Source organism: Bradyrhizobium sp. STM 3561, assembly GCF_045571455.1.
Classification (GTDB): Bacteria; Pseudomonadota; Alphaproteobacteria; order Rhizobiales; family Xanthobacteraceae; genus Bradyrhizobium; species Bradyrhizobium vignae.
Window position 1 is genome coordinate 6,855,791 of record NZ_CP120695.1, and the last position, 18,345, is coordinate 6,874,135.

The 18,345-nt window shown below is 66.4% G+C and carries 11 protein-coding genes and 1 pseudogene; all 12 read right to left on the bottom strand.

Features of this window, described 5'->3' with window-relative positions:
* Nucleotides 1–51: 51 nt before the first annotated feature.
* Nucleotides 52–1,059: an ATP-dependent DNA ligase gene (locus tag P6U28_RS32565; protein WP_122400161.1), complete on the bottom strand. Its 1,008-nt coding sequence runs from the start codon at nt 1,057–1,059 to the stop codon at nt 52–54.
* Between the two features lie 144 nt (nt 1,060–1,203).
* Nucleotides 1,204–1,524 carry a thioredoxin gene (gene trxA, locus P6U28_RS32570; RefSeq protein WP_074121876.1) on the bottom strand — a complete coding sequence of 107 codons (321 nt, stop codon included), beginning with the start codon at nt 1,522–1,524 and terminating at the stop codon, nt 1,204–1,206.
* A 70-nt stretch (nt 1,525–1,594) separates the two neighbouring features.
* A pseudogene (gene addA / locus P6U28_RS32575) lies at nt 1,595–5,103 on the bottom strand (double-strand break repair helicase AddA).
* A complete protein-coding gene (gene addB / locus P6U28_RS32580; protein ID WP_407120489.1) occupies nt 5,097–8,243 on the bottom strand; it encodes a double-strand break repair protein AddB in 3,147 nt (1,048 codons plus the stop codon). The pseudogene addA and the gene addB overlap by 7 nt, the downstream one beginning before the upstream one ends.
* 246 nt (nt 8,244–8,489) lie before the next feature.
* Nucleotides 8,490–9,212 carry a nucleotidyltransferase family protein gene (locus P6U28_RS32585; protein ID WP_129142362.1) on the bottom strand — a complete coding sequence of 241 codons (723 nt, stop codon included), beginning with the start codon at nt 9,210–9,212 and terminating at the stop codon, nt 8,490–8,492.
* A 119-nt stretch (nt 9,213–9,331) separates the two neighbouring features.
* Nucleotides 9,332–9,649 carry a PilZ domain-containing protein gene (locus P6U28_RS32590; RefSeq protein ID WP_122400158.1) on the bottom strand — a complete coding sequence of 106 codons (318 nt, stop codon included), beginning with the start codon at nt 9,647–9,649 and terminating at the stop codon, nt 9,332–9,334.
* Between the two features lie 87 nt (nt 9,650–9,736).
* The gene (tsaE, locus tag P6U28_RS32595) at nt 9,737–11,269 is read right to left on the bottom strand and encodes a tRNA (adenosine(37)-N6)-threonylcarbamoyltransferase complex ATPase subunit type 1 TsaE (RefSeq protein ID WP_407120490.1); all 1,533 of its coding nucleotides are present in this window, start codon (nt 11,267–11,269) and stop codon (nt 9,737–9,739) included.
* Nucleotides 11,266–13,770, bottom strand: coding sequence for a PAS domain-containing sensor histidine kinase (locus P6U28_RS32600; protein ID WP_122400156.1), 2,505 nt, complete (start codon nt 13,768–13,770; stop codon nt 11,266–11,268). Before P6U28_RS32600 ends, tsaE begins: the two co-directional genes overlap by 4 nt.
* Nucleotides 13,771–14,045: 275 nt before the next feature.
* Complete coding sequence (gene dut, locus P6U28_RS32605; protein WP_122400155.1) at nt 14,046–14,504, bottom strand: dUTP diphosphatase; 459 nt, start codon at nt 14,502–14,504, stop codon at nt 14,046–14,048.
* Nucleotides 14,501–15,952, bottom strand: coding sequence for a bifunctional phosphopantothenoylcysteine decarboxylase/phosphopantothenate--cysteine ligase CoaBC (coaBC, locus tag P6U28_RS32610; protein ID WP_122400154.1), 1,452 nt, complete (start codon nt 15,950–15,952; stop codon nt 14,501–14,503). Before coaBC ends, dut begins: the two co-directional genes overlap by 4 nt.
* Nucleotides 15,953–16,008: 56 nt before the next feature.
* Nucleotides 16,009–17,583: a 2-polyprenylphenol 6-hydroxylase gene (gene ubiB, locus P6U28_RS32615; RefSeq protein ID WP_122400153.1), complete on the bottom strand. Its 1,575-nt coding sequence runs from the start codon at nt 17,581–17,583 to the stop codon at nt 16,009–16,011.
* Nucleotides 17,580–18,341: a bifunctional demethylmenaquinone methyltransferase/2-methoxy-6-polyprenyl-1,4-benzoquinol methylase UbiE gene (ubiE, locus tag P6U28_RS32620; protein ID WP_122400152.1), complete on the bottom strand. Its 762-nt coding sequence runs from the start codon at nt 18,339–18,341 to the stop codon at nt 17,580–17,582. Before ubiE ends, ubiB begins: the two co-directional genes overlap by 4 nt.
* Between the last annotated feature and the right edge of the window lie 4 nt (nt 18,342–18,345).

Below are 18,345 nucleotides of genomic sequence, written 5' to 3' on the forward strand. Positions count from 1 at the left end.
CCCGGCTCTGCGGTGCATCGCTTGCGCGCTGGCGGGACGCGAGAGCGAACCTCACCCGAGCAGCTTCATCGGCTCGGCCGCCTTCTGCTTCAGCTGTTCAAATGTGCATTGCCTCGGCGCCTTGTCCGGGCGCCAGCGCAGGATCGAGGTGCCGTGGCGAAAACGCTCGCCGCTGAAATGGTCGTAGCAGACCTCGATCACCAGCTTCGGCTTCAGCGGGCACCATTTGGCCGAGCGCTCGGTCGACCAGCGGCTCGGTCCGCCCGGCGCATTGCCGGTGAAGCCCGGCTCGCCAATCAATGCTTCGAGCCGGCCGGTCAAGGCTGGCTTCTCCTCAGCCTTGATCGCGGAGGTGAAGCCGACATGGTGCAGAAGACCCTTGTCGTCGTAGAGACCGAGCAGCAGCGAGCCGACGACTTTCCGGCCGGCCATCTTGTTGGTGGCATAGCGGAAGCCGCCGACCACGCAATCGGCGCTGCGGAATTTCTTGATCTTCTGCATGCCATCGCGCGTGCCGGCCTGGTAGGGCAGGTCGATGCGCTTGGCGATGACGCCGTCCGAGCCGCCGCCGGATTGCGCCAACCATTTTTTGGCCGTGGCGTAGCTGGCCGTTGCCGGTGAGAGCCGGAAGATGCTGCCCTCGAGGTTGGCTTTCGCAAACGTCTCCAGCGCCGGCCGGCGCTCGTGCAGCGTCCTCTTGGCCAGATCTTTCTGCCGGGACGTCGCGAGCAAATCGAACACAAGATAGAGCGCCGGTGTTTCTTCCGAGAGCTTCTTCACGCGGCTCGCAGCCGGATGAATGCGCTGCAGGAGCGCGTCGAAGGAAAAGCTCTTTCGGTGCGGCACGACGATCTCGCCGTCGAGCGTGAAGCGATCTGCTTTCAACTTCAGCGCAGCGGCAACGATCTCAGGAAAATAGCGCGCAAGATCCTCACCAGACTTCGAGCGCAGATCGACGCTGCTGCCGTCGCGCGACAGCAGGCAGCGGAAGCCGTCCCACTTGGGTTCGTATTGCCAGTGCTTGCCGCGCGGGATCTCGTCGACCGAGCGCGCCTCCATCGCAACGAGAGGGGACGATCTTCGATCGCGCTTTCGGGGAGAGGCTGGCAAGGGCGGGACTCGTCATACGCGGAACATGTCCCATCAACGCAAACGGCCGGCATTTCGCCGGCCGTTGTCGAAAATAAATGGATGCAGCGCGGATCAGACCGCGGAGGTAATCCACTGCTGCAGCTTCGCCTTCGGCGCGGCGCCGACCTGACGCGAGGCCATTTCGCCACCCTTGAAGATCATCAGGGTCGGGATCGACATCACACCGTACTTCGACGCGGTCTTCGGGCTCTCGTCGACGTTGAGCTTCACGATCTTGACCTTGTCGCCCATCGCACCGGCGATCTCGTCGAGAGCGGGCGCGATCATGCGGCAGGGGCCGCACCATTCGGCCCAGAAATCGACGACCACGGGGCCGTTCGCCTTGAGCACTTCGGTTTCGAAATCGGCGTCGGAAACCTTGCTAACGGCCATTGGGAATACCTCACTCGGTTGAAAGAGAATCGGCGCGACCTGGAATCGCGGCCGGGATCATGCGGTCAACCTATGAACGGCTCCTTGCCGGGTCAAGGATGCTCACACCGAGATGATGGATGCCAGCGCCGCGTCCAGCGCGGGGGCCGAAATCTCCATATATTCAAGGACCTCGGTCCAGAGCAGCACGGCGCGGATGGGCTTTTGGGGATAAAGCCGCGTCAGCACCGCCCGGTAAAGCGCAAGCTGGCGGACATAGGCGGCGGGCGCCTCAGCCGCGCTCTTGGGAGCCGCCTGGTTGGTCTTGAAATCGACGATCAGGACCTCATCGGGGCCCACGACCAGCCGATCGATCTGCCCCGACACCAGGGCCGGGGTGCGGCCCGGCCGCTCCAGCCGGCCGGCGATGGCGACCTCCGCCCGGCTGCCGGCGGCAAACACCGGGCCGAAACGCGGGTCAGCGATCAAGGTGAGCACCTTGTCGGCCAGTGCGGTGCGGTCGGCCTCCGGCCAGTCCGAGGCGTTGCGCGCCATGAAACCGAGCGCGGCCTCGCGCCGGCGCTCAATGGCGATGTCGGGCAGGGATTGCAGCAGACGGTGCACCAGCGTGCCGCGCTGCAGCGCCAGCGCGCGCGACTGGATTGATTCGCCTGATCGTACGCTGCGGCCCTCTTCGGCTGACTGGCCCGATGGTCGCACGGGATCGTCGTTGATGGTCTCGCGCGGAGCCGGTGTTCGCAGCCAGTCCGGCAACGCGATGGTCTGCTGCACCGACGTCGCGGGCGTGCCCAGAGCCGCGACATCCTCCGGCCGAGCGAAGCGGGTGACCTTGCCGAGCGGCGTCTCGATCACCTGCTTGTCGAGGCCTGAGCCGGCGAGCCCGGTGCCGATGAGGTCGTACCAGCTCAGCTTGCGCACCGTCTTCATGTTGCCGGGCATGCAGCCGCCGACGATCAGCCGGTCCGCCGCGCGTGTCATCGCGACATAGAGCAGGCGGCGGTACTCGTCCTCTGTCTCCTCGATCATGGTTTTGCGCGCCTCGGCGACAGGCTTGGGATCGTCTGCCTTGCGGCCGGCCCAGACCACGACCTCGCCGCCGTTGCCGCGCGGCACCTGGATCAGCCGCAGCCGCTGCGAGTCCGCCGGCGACGACGTGGTGTCGACCATGAACACGACGGACGCCTCTAGGCCCTTGGCCCCGTGCACGGTCATCACGCGCACCTCGTCGCGCGAGATCTCCATATCGCGCTTCACCTCGGTGTCGGCCGAGCGCAGCCAGGCCATGAAGCCCTGCAGCGAGGCCGGCGCCTTGCGCTCGTAGTTCAGCGCCAGCTCCAGGAATTCGTCGAGCGCGTCATTGGCTTCATGGCCTAGCCGGCGCAGGATGCGGGCACGGCCCCCGTCGCCCCCTAACAGCCAGGCGTAGAAGGCGAACGGCGTCTCCTCGCGCGCACGAATCTCGCAGGCTTCAAGGCGCCGCAGCGCGGCGGCGAACTTACCGCTTGTGCCTGCATGCTCGCCGAGCGCGCGGCGCAAGGATCCCTTGCGGTCCCAGGCAAGCTGGAACAAATCGTCGTCATCGAGCCCGAATAGCGGACTCTTCAGCGCCACCGCCAGCGCGAGATCGTCCTGCGGCAGCAGCAGCGCATCCGCAAGGTTCATCAGATCGATAATGGCGATGTGCTCGGTGAGCTTGAGCCGGTCGGCGCCGGCGACCGGAATGCCGGCGTGCTTCAGCGCCTGGATCACGGCGTCGAACGCGTTGCCGCGCCGGCGCACCAGGATCAGCATGTCTCCATAACGCAGGGGGCGACGTTCACCCTCGTGCCCCGTCAGCGTGCCGCTCTCGACCAGCCGCTTGATCTCGGCCTGGATGCGGCGCGCAAGCTTGACCTCGGGGCTGGTGACGGCGACGCCGTCGAACGGCGCGCGCCAGCCTTCGATGTCTTGCCTGTCGTCGGCTTCAGCGAGATCCCACAACTCGATCACGCTCGGACCGGCATCGGCGAGCGCGTTGTGCAGGGGATGGCCGATCTCGACCGAATGAATGCTCTTGTAGATCGCGGGGTCACGGAAGACGTGATCGACAGAATGCAGGATCGTCGCGCCCGAACGGAACGAATAGGTGAAGGCGACCGGATCGAACTTCAGCCCGGCCGCGGTGAACTTGCGGTGCAACTCGCGCCGGCGTGCGTCGAACTCGTGCGGAGCCGCGCCCTGGAACGAGAAGATCGATTGCTTCTCGTCGCCGACGGCGAAGATGGTGCGGTTCAGCCCTTCGCGCGCGCCTTCGCCGGCGGTGAATTCGGAGATGATGTGCGCGACGATGTCCCATTGCCGAGGGCTGGTATCTTGCGCCTCGTCGATCAGCACGTGATCGACGCCGCGGTCGAGCTTGTAATGCACCCAGCCTGAGGCGACGCGATCCAGCATCGCGAGCGTCTTGTCGATCAGATCATCATAATCGAGCAGCCCGCGCTCCTGCTTCTCGCGCCGGTAGTTCGCGGCAGCGGCGGTCGCGATCTGCAGCAGGGCCGCGGTGCGGTCGCGAATCGTCACGGCGCGACGCTTTTCGATCAACCCACCGAGCCGCTGCGCCTCGGCCTCGAACAGGCGGGCGACGGACGGATTCTGGTCGCAAAACTTCTTGGTCAGCACCGCCTTGCGCGGCAGCTTGTCGTCGGTGAGGAAGACGCAGAGATAGGCGTCGACCTGGGCGCTGCCGGAAAACACCTTCGCCTCGCGGAGCCGGCCAGCCTGGTCATTGTCGGATTTGCTGCCATCCTCCAGCGCGAATGCGATCTCGTCCCAGCGCGAGCGCGGCAGGAACGGGCCATCCAGAATGTCGGTCTCGACGTCCTCGATGCGGTCGCTGACGTCAACGCCCAGCACCGCAGCCATCTGCGCCGCGGCGGCTTCCGCGTTGCCGGCCTCGTCGGTCCAGGCCATGAAATGATCACGGCTGAGACACGCCTCGCGCACGACCTCCTTGAAGGTGACATCGGCGGCGCTCGCCATCGCCGTCAGCAGCGCGCGGCCGGTGACGCTGTCAGGATCTCGCGCGGCGTCCAGCAGCACCTTCAGATTGGCGCGCTCCATCATGTCGGTCTGGTCGCGCTCATCGAGCACGGCAAAGCGCGCCGGCACGTTGGCCTCGAACGGGAACTGCTGGAGCAGGCGCGTGCACAGCGCGTGGATGGTCTGCACCTTCAGCCCGCCCGGCGTCTCCAGCGCACAGGCGAACAGTTTTCGCGCTTCGCGGCACAGCTTCGCGCTGGGGTGCGGGATGCCGACAGCGACAATCGCCTTCTTGAGCGCATGATCATCCAGCGTCACCCAGGGCCCGAGCGTGGTGAACACGCGCTCAGCCATGTTGGCGGCGGCGGCCTTGGTGAAGGTGATGCAGAGAATCTTCTCCGGCGGCACGCCCGACAGCAGCAGGCGGATCACGCGCTGCACCAGCACGTGGGTCTTGCCCGAGCCGGCATTGGCCGACACGAAGGCCGACGCGGTCGGATCGGACGCACGCGCCTGCCGCGCGCGCACCTCGTCGGGGATGGGACGTGGCAGCTTCACCATTCCTCGATTCCCAGGCCGCCGGCCGCGGACCATTCCTTGATCCGGGCGAGGTCGTCATAAGTGCCGTAGCGGTTCGCCCACATCGGCAGGTTCAGCGAGGTGTAGGGCTGGTTCTCGTCCTCGAAGGCCCGGATCAGCGCTTCCAGCTTGGCGCGCGCCTCCGCGGCTGCGGTATCCGGCGGCTGCGGCTCGTCGCCCTGCTTATACTTGAGCTCTAGGATACGCTCCTCGCCCGGCGGATTGTTGCCGCTGAGCCGGACATAGACGAGCTGGCTCACGGAGGAGCCGGCATCGATATCGGGAAAACCGCCCTCGCGCAGGATCGCGGCTTCCAGCGTGAGCTGCGGCGACAGGCCCATGCGGACCTGCTTGCCGGTCGGCGGCTGGCCGGTCTTGTAGTCGAGGATGGCGTAGCTACCGCCCTGGCGCCGCTCGATGCGGTCGGCGCGCGCGGAGAGACGGAAGTTGCGCTGATGATCAAGCATGATCGAGATCTCGCCATGGGTCTCCGCGACGATCGCCTCGATTGCATCGCGCCGTGCCGTCTCCCATTCGCCGAACCAGCGCGCGATGCGCTGAAAGCGCGGCCACCACAACGCGCGGGCCTCGGGCCGCTCCATCAGCGGCGCAAAATGCTTCTCGCCAATCGCGCGCAGCACGCGCGCGGGATCGTCGGGCAGGCGCGTAGCATAGGTTTCCGTGAATTCGCCGATTGCCTCGTGGATCGCCGAGCCGCGGTCGGCGGCCGACAGCGGCATGTCGACGGGGTCGAGCGCATCGAGCCGCAAAATGTATTTGGCGTAGATCGTGTAGGGATCGCGCAGCCAGTCCTCGATCGCGGTCACGGACATTTTCAGCGGCCGCGTCGCGCGCGGCGGGCGCGGCTCGGGCTGCTTGATCGGCCTGACTTCGTCGGGCTGGTCCAGCGCGCCTGCGAACTGCACGTATTTCTCGCCGGCGCGCACGGCCGCCTTCCAGAGCTCGTCGCCGGCAACCGCTTCCAATCGATGCAGGAAGCGCGAGGCCACCGCCGGCGCGCCGCCGGCCTTCGCCGAATGGGTGAGGATCACCTCGTCGCCGCCGAGCAGCTGCGCGAAGTCATGTGCGGAAAGGCCGATGCGGCGCTCCGGCAGATCGAGCCCGAGCTCGTGCCGCATCGGCCGGCTGAGCCAGGGATCGATGCGCGGCGCCGGCGGCCAGACGCCTTCGATCAGGCCGCCGATGATGATGCGGTCGGCCTGCATCAGGCGCGATTCCAGCGGGCCGTAGATCTGCAAGCGTGCGCCCGGCCTGTCGCGACGACGTACCGCGCGGTCACCGAAGGCGGTCTGGAACACGTCTGGATAGTCAGGCAGGGGCACCATCAATCCGCTGGTCGTGCCGCCGCGCAGGAGATCGTCGAGGACGCTGGCGAGCGCGAGGCCTTCGCGCTCTTCGAAGGCGAGCGGGATGCCCAGCTCGTCGCGCGACAGCTCGATCATGATCTCGCGATGCCGGTGCGCGAGCTCGGCGAAATCATATGGCTTCGACGTCGGAAGGCTCTCGATCGGCGCCAGTGCCTTCTGCAAAGCACTGATCAGCGCCTGGATGCGATCGAGATCCTCGGCCTTGAGACGTGCTCGGGGCTCGGCCTTGTGGAGGGCGGAGAGCTCGCTGCGCCACAGCTTTGCCAGCTCGTCGCGAAAGCGGTTGAACTCGCGCAAGAGGCCGGCTGTGCCCGGCGGTGGGCGCGTGCCGCGCAGCACCGCCAGCTCCAGGCCTTCGATCGCCGCTCTCCACGCGCCGGGCGCACGGCCGAGCCGGCACAGCGGATGCTTGAGCATCGCGAGCAATGTCGGCGGCTCCAGGCCCTTGGTCGCGGCCTCTGCGGCAAGGCGCGCAAAAACGCCGGCCGAGGTTTCCATCAAGACGTCGCCGCCGGAATCGTCGAAGGCGAGATCCCATCGCGTCAGCGCCGCCATCACCCGCCGCGCCAAAGCGCGATCCGGCGTCACCAGCGCCGCGGATTTGTCGAGATGCCGCGCCTCACGCATCGCAATCGCGATCGCGAGGGCCTCCATCTCGGGATTGGGAGCCTCGACGACTGCGAGATTTCTCATGCCGCCCGCGATCTTTGCGGCGACTTCGGGCTGCTTCAGCCGGTCGTGCCAGACTTCCGTCTTGGCCGACGGCCGCATCGACTCCGACGCGAGCAGGTCGCGGCCGCCTTCCGCCGGCGGCTGAAGAATCTCGACATCGCTGCGCTTGATGCCCAAGCGCTGCAGCAGGGCGTGCATGGCATATTGCGGATGGTTCGAGGCCGGATGCTCGGCGAACTTGCCGAGCGAATCGCGCACGCCGCCGATGCTGCGCCAGGCGTCGTCGTCGAGATCGGTGTCGAGGCCCGGCAGCACCACCGCACCATGCGGCAGCGCGGCGACCGCGTGCAGGAACTTTGCGGTGGCCGGCATCGAGCCGGTCGAGCCGGCCGCGATCACCGGCCCGTTCGGATGCGTGGTCAAGCGCCTCGCTTCCGCAGCGATCAGGAGATCGCGCCGCGCCGCGGGCTCGATGCGGTTGATCTCGGCGAGATGATTGGGCCAGGCGATGCGCGCGATGCGCAGGAATTCGAGCGAGTGCTGCCAATAGCGATCGAGGTTGTCAGGCACCAGAGCGTCGAGCGCGCTCCAGTCGACGCCGCGCGTCACCATGTCATCGATCAGGCGCGCGAGGTCGCCGGCAAGTGCCAGCGTCGAGGCGGGGCCGCCGACCACCAGCGGCGCCAGCACCGGGCCCTTGGCCCAGGCCGCGACGAGCTGCGCCAGCGTCAGCCGCCGCTCCAGCTCGCCGAGCCGCGGTGGAATGTCGAGCGGGGCGGCGGTCGAGAACTGCTCGTCCTCGTCGGCGAAAGCGAGCTCGTCCTCATCGATGTCGCCGAGCGCGACGATGCGCGGCAGCATCACGGCATCTGCCTTCATCTCGTCGAGGAAGATCTCGCGCACGACGCGCATGGCGCGCCTCGTCGGCAGATAGAGCGTGGCGTCGGCCAGCCGCGCCGGTTCCTTGCGCGCCTCGAACCCCTCGACCAGCCGGCCGTCGAGCAGGGCGGTGACGACCGTGCGCAGGAACGGAACTGAGATGGGAACGCTGAAAACGCGCATGGGCTGCCTGATTCGGGAATCGGGGCAATATAGGCAGGCGGACTCGAACGGTCATGGGTGCAAATGAGGTCTTTCCCCGCTGTTTGCTACACATCCGCTCTCGTGGCCCGGACGCAGCGCAGCACGTAGTGATGCGCTGTTGAGCCGGGGCCCAGATTACTTCGTTCCGCAAGTGAGGATGGACTGGGTCCCGGCTCAGCGGAGGGGCACCTTGTGCCGCACCGCGCCCGGGACACGAGAGCGGACCTACGCCACGCTCTCCAGGAACGCCTCTTCCGCCGCATGCACGGCATCGGGTGTGCCGACATGCATCCAGACGCCGTCGAGGCGAAGGCCGAACAGCCGCTCCTGCTCGTTGGCGCGGTCGAACATTTTGGTCAGCGAGAACTCGCCCTTGGGGGCATCGGCGAAGATCGACGGCGACATGATCGCCGCGCCGGCATAGACGAACGGAACGACCTCTTTTTCCTTGCGCTTGCGCAGGGCGCCGTCGGGCAGCATGCCGTAATCGCCGCGGCCGCTATAGCCAATGCTGGTCGCGGTCGGCGCCATCAGCAGCAGGATATCCATGCGCGCCGGGTCGAAATTTTCAGCCAGCCGCGTCAGATTGGAGCGCACGCCATCGATCCACAGCGTGTCGGAATTGACGTGGAAGAACGGCGCGTCGCCGAGCAGCGGCAGCGCCTTGACCACGCCGCCGCCGGTGCCGAGCACCTGGTCGCGCTCGTCGGAGATGATCACGCGCGGAGATTGACGTGATGCGGTGTGGTTGATGATCTGGTCCGGCAGATAGTGCACGTTGACCACTGCTTCGGTCACGCCGGCCTGACCGAGCTTGTCGAGCACGTGGTCGAGCAGCGGCTGGCCCGCCACCGGCACCATCGGCTTCGGCATCTTGTCCGTCAGCGGACGCATGCGCAGGCCGAAGCCCGCAGCGAGCACCATGGCTTTGGTCGGTTTGACGGACATCCTTCGCTTTCTCAGACCTCTCGCGTTCGCAGCAAATCCTAGCACGAGGTTCGATCAGCCGCACCGCATCTGAACCGCCTTAACCACTCGCCGTGACGGTTGTACGACGGGTGTTGCCGTTACGCCCCAACGGTCGCGGAACGGACCTTTTTCTTTTTGTCGCCGAGCTTGAGGAAATTGACGCCGATCTGGTCGCCATTGACCCAGGCGAGTTCGCAGCGCCGGTACGCCAAGCCGGTGGACGACAGCAGGAGAAAGAATTCCTTCAGGTGCAGGCCCTCGACCGAACCGTCGATGGTCAGCTTGGCGCCGGTCTCGGAGACGTCCTCCATGGTGCACTCGCGCCGCCAGGTGCCGTCGATTCCCATCATCTGGGCCGGAATCCCGCGTTCGAAAACAACCCGGTTGTTGACGCGCTGATCCGCTTTCGCCGCCATCTGCCTCGCTCCAGCCCCGTATTTATCCGGCTGTCTCTCCGCCAGAATAGCGGAGTTTTGGCTAACAGGCGGTAAATCGAGCCCGGATCAGGCTTGTGGCGGGCGTTGGGGCGGCGGCACGTTGGCGAGATACCAGTCGCGCAAAGCGCCGAGCGCGGGATGTGCCAGCGAGCGCTGGAGATAGGTCCAGATCCGCGGCTGATGGCGCAGATAATGCGGCTTGCCGTCGCGGCGGTTGAGCCGGGCGAAGGTGCCGAGCAGGCGCGTATTCCGCTGCGCCGACATGATTGCATAGAGCTCGGCGAAGCCGGCGGCGTCGAAGCTGGTGTCCTGCGCGCGCCGCGATTTGATGTAGCGCGACAGCAGCGTCAGCTCGAGCGTCTCCGGCACGTCGATGCGGGCATCCTGCAGCAGCGACACCACGTCGTAGGAATGCGGACCTAGCACGGTGTCCTGGAAATCGATCACGCCGACACGTTCGATACCGCTGCGATTGCCGAGCCAGATCAGGTTCGGCGAGTGATAGTCGCGGATGATCCACGTCCGCGGCGCCGCCAGCGGCTTCTTCAGCAGCTCGCGCCACATCGCGAAAAACTCGGTGCGCGCCGCCTCGCTCAGCGGCGCGTTGCGGTCAGGCAGATACCATTCCGGCATCAATCCGATCTCGGTCAGCAGCGCCTCGATATCGAAAAGGGGGATCTCGTAGGTCTGCCCGTCCAGCGGCAGCGTCTCCGGCAAGGCTCTGCCGTGCAGCATCGCCAGCACATCGGTGGCGGCCTCGTAGCGCTCGGCGATCGGGCGCGGCGGATCGCCTTCGATCACGCCTTCGCCGCCGAAGTCTTCGGTGATCAGGAAGCCGTGGTCCAGATCGGAATGATGGATCGCGGGCGCGGAGATTCCCTGCGCGCGCAGGCCTTCGTCGATCGCGACGAACGGCCTTACATTTTCGGCGAGGTGCACGGCGGCACTGTAAGATTTTCCATTGTAGAGGGCCGCGCCGTCGGGCCGCTGCGGAAAATTCATGAGGATGACGATCTCGTCGTCGCGCAGCAGCCGGGCATAGGAACGCGTCGAGGCGTCGCCATTCATACGCCGTCGCGTCGCGTCGATATAGCCGGATGCGTCGAGGAATTCGCGCAGCGCCTTCAGCCGCGCGACCTGCGCGGCGCACTTGCCATGACCGGTGATGTCGGCGGCGCGCGCATTCGAGCCCAGTGCCGGCCGGTGCGTCAGCGCGATGTCGATCCGATCCGCGGGCATGGCCGACGGCGCACGCTCCGGCCATTCGATCAGAACCAGCGTGGCGTCCGGCAGCGGCGACAGCCCGATCTCCTCGAGCTCGCTCTCGTCCTCGACGCGGTAGAGGTCGGCATGCAGCACCGGGAAGGGCGGCAGCTCGTAGCCCTGCACCAGGGTGAATGTCGGGCTCGGCACTTCCAGCGCCTCGTCGCCGGCGAGGTAGCGGATCAGCGCGCGTGCGGCAGCCGTCTTGCCGGCGCCGAGATCGCCGGTGAGGGTTATGACATCGCCGGATCCGACCAGCAGCGCGAGATCGGCCATCAGCTGCGCAGTGGCCGTCTCGTTGTGAAGCGCGACGGAGAATGTGGTGGGCGCTGTCATTCTGCGGCGTCGCGGTGCGCCGCCTGATCGGTCGGGAAGTCGCAGATCACGACCGTGCCCCGGCCGACGATCGAATCCACCCGCACCTTGCCGCCATGCAGCTCGACGAAGGAGCGCACCAGCGACAGGCCGAGCCCGGCGCCGCGGTGACGCGAGCCCTGCGAGCGGCTTTCGAACCAGTTGAACACCTTGTCCTTCATGTCGGCAGGTATTCCAGGTCCGGAATCTGTCACAGTGAAGACCACGCTGCGTTCGGTGCGCCGGGCGCTGATTCCGACGGTGGAATCCTGTGGAGAAAACCCGACGGCGTTGGCGAGGAGGTTATAGAGCACCTGCACCACGCGCTTCTCGTCGCCGATGAAGCTGCCGACATCGGGCGCGATCTCGACCTTGAGGCGGATGCGGTCGGTGGCGAGCCGGTCCTGGATGCCCTCGGCGGCGAGCTCGATGGCCTTGCTGACATCGACTTGCCCGAGTTCCAGCTTCATCGCGCCGGCGTCGATGGTGGCGAGATCCAGGATGTTATTGGTGAGCGCGAGCAGTGCGTTGGTCGACTTTGTGACGTAGTCGAGATACTCGGCCTGTTTCGGCGTCAGCGGCCCGGTCGAGGGATCGCTGAGGAAATGCGCGAAGCCGATGATGGTGGTGAGCGGCGAGCGCAGCTCGTAGGAGACGTGGTGGACGAAATCCACCTTCATCTGGTCGGCGGCTTCCAGCGCCTCGTTACGCTCGCGCAGCGCGCGCTCGACATTCTCGGTATCGGTAATGTCCTGGAACGTCAGCATGGTGGCGCCGTCGGGCAGCGGCCGGATCATGCCATCGAGCACGCTGCCGTCCTTGCGCTCCAGCTTCAGCGGCACATCGGCGCGGTTCTCGATCGAGGTGATGGCCTCGCGGATCTGGCGCCAGACCGCGGGGTCGTCGAACAGCTGATGGCACCAGCCTTCCACCGTCTGGATATGCGGTTCGTCGCGCATGGCGTCGCTCGACAGCTTCCACATCCGGACGAAGGCCGGATTGAATAGCTGCGCCTTGCCGTTGCTGCCGAACACCGCGACGCCCTCGGCGAGGCTGTCCAGCGTCTCGCGCTGGACCCGGATCAGGCCGTCGAAGCGGCGGGCGAGGTCGAGGCTCTCGGTGACGTCGTCGAACAGATAGGTGACGCCACCTTCCGGGTTCGGCGTGGTGACGACCGAGAGCGCGCGGCCGTCAGGCAGGAACCAGGTGTCCTTGGCGGTTTCGACCGCGCGATAGGCTTCGTGCAGCTTGGCTTTCCAGGCGCGGAAGTCCGGCTGCTCCGGCAATTTGCGCGCGGCGCGGAGCTGGTCGAGTATGCTGGAATCGTCGGGATTGGCGTCGAGGAAGTTGCGGTCGAGGTCCCACAGCCGCCGGTAGGAATCGTTGTAGAAGGCAAGGCGCCGGTGGCCGTCGAACACGGCGACGCCGGAGGAGAGCTGGTCCAGCGTGCGGCGATGCGCCTCCGCCATGCGCACCAGCGCCGCGCTCAGCGCATCCGCCTCGCTGGCATCGATGGCGACGCCGACGCTGCCGCTGCCGACATTGACGGCCCGCACGTCGTAGATGCGCCGCTCGCCGCCGATCACGATCGGCAGCCGCGACGTGAAATTGGCCGTGTCCTTCAGCCCCCGCTCCATCGCACTGCGGTCGGCGCTGTCGAGCAGCTCGAGCTTGCGCTCCTGGGCATCGGTGACGCTGGTCGCCTCGGTGGCCCGGACATAGGCCGGATTGGCGTAGGTCAGCGCGCCGTTCGCGCCCTTGGCCCAGATCGGCCAGGGTGCGGCGGCGGCAAAGCCGCGCAGCATCTCGGTCTCGTAGCAGAGCGCGTTGTAACGCAGATTGGTTTCGGCCAGTTCACGCCGCAGTCCGGAAAGTTCACGAATCCGGACAATGGCCTGGCCGCCGATGGCACGACCGATAGCCTCCAGCGTGTGGCCGTGCGCCGTTGTCAGCGTCAGCTGGAACCCGTCGCCGCGGTCGCGCAGCGCATCGACGGCATGGTCCATCTGCAGCGCGGGTTCCGGCGGCAGCCAGGTTCCGAACGCCAGCACGCGCTGCGGCGAGGCGTCGCGCGGCAGCACCATCGAGATGTCGCCGGAAATCTGGGCGCGATTGTCGCCGGCGGGCCAGGAGATCAGGATCTGCGGCTCGGCGAACAGCAGCGCGCCGAAGCGGTCGGCCTGGAGTTGCAGTTCACCGATCCGGGTGCGCAGCTGCGCCTCGTTGTTCGCCGTGCGCACCCGCGTGCGCATCAGCAGGATCGCGGCGACCACGGAGAAACCGAGCAAAGCCAGCGCGGTGGCGAGCACCGCGAGTTCCTGCCGGTTGAAATCCAGCATGATGGAGAGGGTGTCGACGAGATCGGCGGCCTTGGCCGGCGCAGCCGGCAGCAGCGCTGCGAAAGCGCCTCCTATCAAGCCGTTGCGCGCCAGCGATGTGCACGACAGCAGCGTCCGACGCATCGACACGATCACGCCTGACATAGTTGCCCCAAGACCGCACGAATCTACGCGCGGCGACCCCCGTCGCGCGCGAATCAAGAGACAATACCCTCACCGCGACTCCACCGGTAAGAGTCCAGATCGTGAACGCAAAGCGGCCCCACAAAAATGCCGGGGGCACGCGGTTCTGGAGTCACGTAATTCTTCGGGTGATTCGGCAGGAGCTGTCGTATGTTAGCGGCAATGAAGATTTGGGCGAGATCGCCACGCGAGCGGGGGCGTTCCCTCCCCCGCTTGTAAACGAGAGAGGTAAGACGCTAACGGCCGGTGGAACCAAAGCCGCCGGCGCCGCGATCGGTCACCGACAAGGTGGCCACCGGAACCAGGGCGGCCTGCACCACGGGCGCGATCACCATCTGGGCGATGCGTTCGCCGCGCTTGATCACGAAGGGCGCCGCGCCGTGATTGATGAGGATCACCTTGATCTCGCCGCGGTAGTCGGCGTCGATGGTTCCCGGCGAGTTCAACACGGTGACGCCGTGCTTGGCCGCCAGCCCGGAGCGCGGCCGCACCTGCGCCTCGTAGCCGGGCGGCAGGGCGATCGCCAGGCCCGTCGGCACCAGCGCATATTGGCTAGGTGCGAGCGTCAACGGCTCGCTGTCCGGAACGGCTGCCATCAGGTCGAGGCCGGCGGCCTCGCTGGTCTGATAGGCCGGCAGCGCCAGGCCGTCAGCATGGGCGAGGCGTTGCAGTTCGACGGTGACCTTCGTGCTCAAGATGCCGGCTCCCGGGATTTATCGGTCACGCTTCTGGCGATGTGCGCGACCAGTTCGATGGCGACCTGTTCCTTGGTCATCACCGGCCAGGAATCAACTGCAATCTCGCCATCCTTCGCGCCGTTCTTGCGGCTGAGGAGGTGGACCGTGTTGCGGTCGCCGCCCATCACGCCGGTGGCGGGCGAGACGTCGTTGGCGACGATCCAGTCGCAGCCCTTGCGTGCGAATTTTGCCTTGGCGTTCTCGATGAGATGCTCGGTCTCGGCGGCAAAGCCGATCACCAGCGGCGGGCGCTTGTCGGTCAGCTTCGAGATCGTGGCGAGAATGTCGGGGTTCTCGACCAGTTGAAGCTGTGGCATGCCGGCCGCGGTCTTCTTCAGCTTCTGCTCGCCCTCATTGGCGACGCGCCAGTCGGCGACCGCAGCGGCGAAGATCGCGACGTCGGCGGGCAGCGCGGCCTGCACCTGCTCCAGCATTTGTCGCGCGGATTCCACATGCTTGACGGTGACACCAGCGGGATCGTCGAGATCGACCGGGCCGCTCACCAGAATCACGTCAGCGCCCGCGGCCTGTGCGGCGGCGGCAATGGCAAAGCCCTGCTTGCCGGAGGAACGATTGGCGATGTAGCGCACCGGATCGATCGGCTCGTGCGTGGGGCCTGCGGTGATCAGCACGCGCTTGCCGGCGAGCGGCTTCGGCATGGGCGGTCGCAGCAGCCGTTCGGCGGCGTTGGCGATCTCGATGGCTTCCGACATACGACCGACACCGGCTTCGCCGGCTTCGGCCATCTCACCCGAGTTCGGGCCGATCAGCACCACGCCGTCGCGCTGGAGCTGCGCGACGTTGCGCCGCGTCGCCGCATTGCTCCACATCAGCGGATTCATCGCCGGCGCCAGCAGGATTTTTCGATTGGTGGCGAGCAGGACGGCGCTGGCGAGATCGTCGGCATGGCCGTTCGCCATCTTCGCCAACAGGTCGGCCGTCGCCGGCGCCACCACGATCAGGTCGCAGTCGCGCGCCAGGCGAATGTGGCCGGCGTCGAACTCGCTCTGCGGGTCGAACAGGTCGGTATAGACGCGCTCATGGGAGAGTGCGCTCACCGCCAGCGGCGTCACGAATTGCTGTGCCGCCTTGGTCAGCACGCAGCGGACCTCGATGCGGCGCTCCTTGAGTCTTCTGATCAGGTCGAGCGACTTATAGGCCGCGATCCCGCCGCCGATGATCAGGGTGACGCTGGCCTCAGGGAGGGCACCGGTGCGCTGGGGCGTCGGGGCGGTGGATGGAGCGGGCGGCGCCGAAAACGGCGTCAGCGGCTCCTCGCGGCCCTCGATCAGCTCCCTCAGGATGACCCGGACCTCTTCCTCGACCGACCTGCGGTTCCTGGCCGAGCGCAGCCGCAAATAGGTTTTGACGGCGTCGTCGAGCTTGCGGATGGTCAGGCTTGCCATGACGCTCTCCAGCACGAAATGATAGCGATGCTATCATTCACGTGATTGCAGTGCAATCAAAGATTCCGGACGGCAACCAGGATCCCGATAAAGGTCGCGGCGATGATCCAGAGCGCCACGGTGCGCCAGCGGTTCTTGCGGCCCTCGCTGCGCCCCATGGCCGCGATGCTCTCCGGCGACAGGCCTATGCCCTCCCGCGTCATGGTCTCGAGCTGCTCGAGGACCTTCACCGATCGCTCCGCGATCTCCGGCAGGCGCATCAGCACGCGCGCGATGTCGCCGGTTCCGGCAAGTGCGCCCTGTACCCGGCCTAGGGGTCCGAGATTGCGCTCGATCCATTCGCGCACCACGGGGTCGGCGATCTTCCAGATGTCGAGCTTGGGATCGAAGCCGCGCGCCACGCCCTCGACCACCACCATGGTCTTCTGCAGCAGGATCAGCTCGGGCCGCGTCCTCATGTCGAACAGGCCGGTGACCTCGAGCAGCAGGGTCAGCAGCCGCGCCATCGAGATCTCCTCGGCGGTACGGTTGTGAATGGGCTCGCCGATGGCACGGATGGCTTGGGCGAAATTCTCGACCGAATGGTGCGCGGGCACATAGCCCGCCTCGAAATGCACCTCGGCGACGCGGCGGTAGTCGCGGGTGATGAAGCCGAGCAGGATCTCGGCCAGGAAGCGCCGCTCCTTCATGCCGAGCCGGCCCATGATGCCGAAATCGACCGCGACGAGACGGCCGGTATCATCCAGGAACAGATTGCCCGGATGCATGTCGGCGTGGAAGAAGCCGTCGCGCAGTGCATGGCGCAGAAAACTCTGGATCACCTTGCGGCCGAGATCTGGCAAATCGACCTGGGCCTCTGCGAGGCCCTTGTGATCGTTCAGCGCGATGCCGTCGATCCACTCCATGGTCAGCACGTTGTGCGTGGTGCGATCCCAGTCGACGGCCGGCACGCGGAAATCAGGATCGCCCTGCGTGTTCTCGGCCATCTCGGATAGCGCCGCTGCTTCCAGTCGCAGGTCCATCTCCATCGCGACCGAGCGCGACATGGTGTTGATGACTTCGATCAGACGCAGGCGCCGCGCCTCGGCCGAATAGGCTTCGGCCTTGTGCGCGACGAAGAAGAAGTCGGAGAGATCGCGGCGGAAACGTGCGGCGACATTGGGCCGGAGCACCTTGATCGCGACCGGCTTGCGGATGCCGTCGCGCAACACCTCGCCGCGATGCACCTGCGCGATCGAGGCGGCCGCGACCGGCGGGCCGAAGCTCGCGAATACGTCGCTCAGCGGTCGTTCCAGTGACGTCGTGATCGCCGCTTCGGCTTCGGCTTGCGAGAACGGCGGCAGGCGATCCTGGAGACTTTCGAGATCGCGCGCCATGACGACGCCGACCACGTCGGGGCGCGTCGCCAGGAATTGCCCGAGCTTGAGATAGGCCGGGCCCATTCGCGTCAGCGCGCGAGAGATCCGCGGACCGTGCTTGGCGCTGCGCCGTTCGACGAGGCGCGCGAGCTTCAGCGCAAGCTGGCCCGGTGGCGGCACCAGGCTCGGATCGACCGAGCCGAACACGCCCTCGCGCGCAAAGACGAACGCGGCGCGGATCAGGCGCGCAATGTGGGTGATGGCAGAGATCACAAACGCCAGCCCGAATGCAGTGCGACGATGCCGCCGGAGAGTGTCTGCCAGCTGACGCGGGAAAAGCCGGCCTCGCGGATCATGTCGGCGAAGACGGCAGGCTTGGAAAACTTGCGGATCGATTCGACGAGGTATTGGTAGGACTCGGCGTCGCCCGTGACCATGCGGCCGAGCGGCGGGATCACCTTGAACGAGAACAAGTCATAGAGCTTGTCGAGCCCCGGCATCTCGACGGTGGAGAATTCCAGGCACAGGAAGCGGCTGCCGGGCCTGAGCACGCGATAGGCCTCGCGCAGTGCAAGGTCGATTCGCGGCACGTTGCGAATGCCGAAAGCGATCGTATAGGCATCGAAGCTGCGGTCGGCGAAGCCAAGCGATTCGGCATTGCCTTCGACGAAATCGACCTGGGTCTCGAGATGCTGCTTGGCGGCGCGTTCGCGGCCCACAGCCAGCATATCGGTGTTGATGTCGCAGACCGTGGCATGGAAGCCGGGACCGGCCGCCCTGGCGGCGCGGAAGGAGATGTCGCCGGTGCCACCGGCGACATCGAGCAGCGCGAACGGCCGGTCGCCCCTCGGCGGGTCGAGCGCGGTGATCATGATGTCCTTCCAGACCCGGTGCAGACCTCCGGACATCAGGTCATTCATCAAATCATAACGCGACGCCACGCTGTGAAACACGTCGTTCACCAGCGTCTGCTTGTCCCCGAGGGGAACGTCCCTGAAGCCAAAATGCGTGGTTTCGCCCGGCCGATCCATTACT

Bases quoted from the DNA above. Each gene is read 5' to 3' on its own strand.
- P6U28_RS32590 (WP_122400158.1), bottom strand. From the start codon at position 9,649: ATGGCGGCGAAAGCGGATCAGCGCGTCAACAACCGGGTTGTTTTCGAA.
- ubiE (WP_122400152.1), bottom strand. From the start codon at position 18,341: ATGGATCGGCCGGGCGAAACCACGCATTTTGGCTTCAGGGACGTTCCC.
- P6U28_RS32600 (WP_122400156.1), bottom strand. From the start codon at position 13,770: ATGTCAGGCGTGATCGTGTCGATGCGTCGGACGCTGCTGTCGTGCACA.
- tsaE (WP_407120490.1), bottom strand. From the start codon at position 11,269: ATGACAGCGCCCACCACATTCTCCGTCGCGCTTCACAACGAGACGGCC.
- addB (WP_407120489.1), bottom strand. From the start codon at position 8,243: ATGCGCGTTTTCAGCGTTCCCATCTCAGTTCCGTTCCTGCGCACGGTC.
- P6U28_RS32565 (WP_122400161.1), bottom strand. From the start codon at position 1,059: ATGGAGGCGCGCTCGGTCGACGAGATCCCGCGCGGCAAGCACTGGCAA.
- coaBC (WP_122400154.1), bottom strand. From the start codon at position 15,952: ATGGCAAGCCTGACCATCCGCAAGCTCGACGACGCCGTCAAAACCTAT.
- trxA (WP_074121876.1), bottom strand. From the start codon at position 1,524: ATGGCCGTTAGCAAGGTTTCCGACGCCGATTTCGAAACCGAAGTGCTC.
- P6U28_RS32585 (WP_129142362.1), bottom strand. From the start codon at position 9,212: ATGTCCGTCAAACCGACCAAAGCCATGGTGCTCGCTGCGGGCTTCGGC.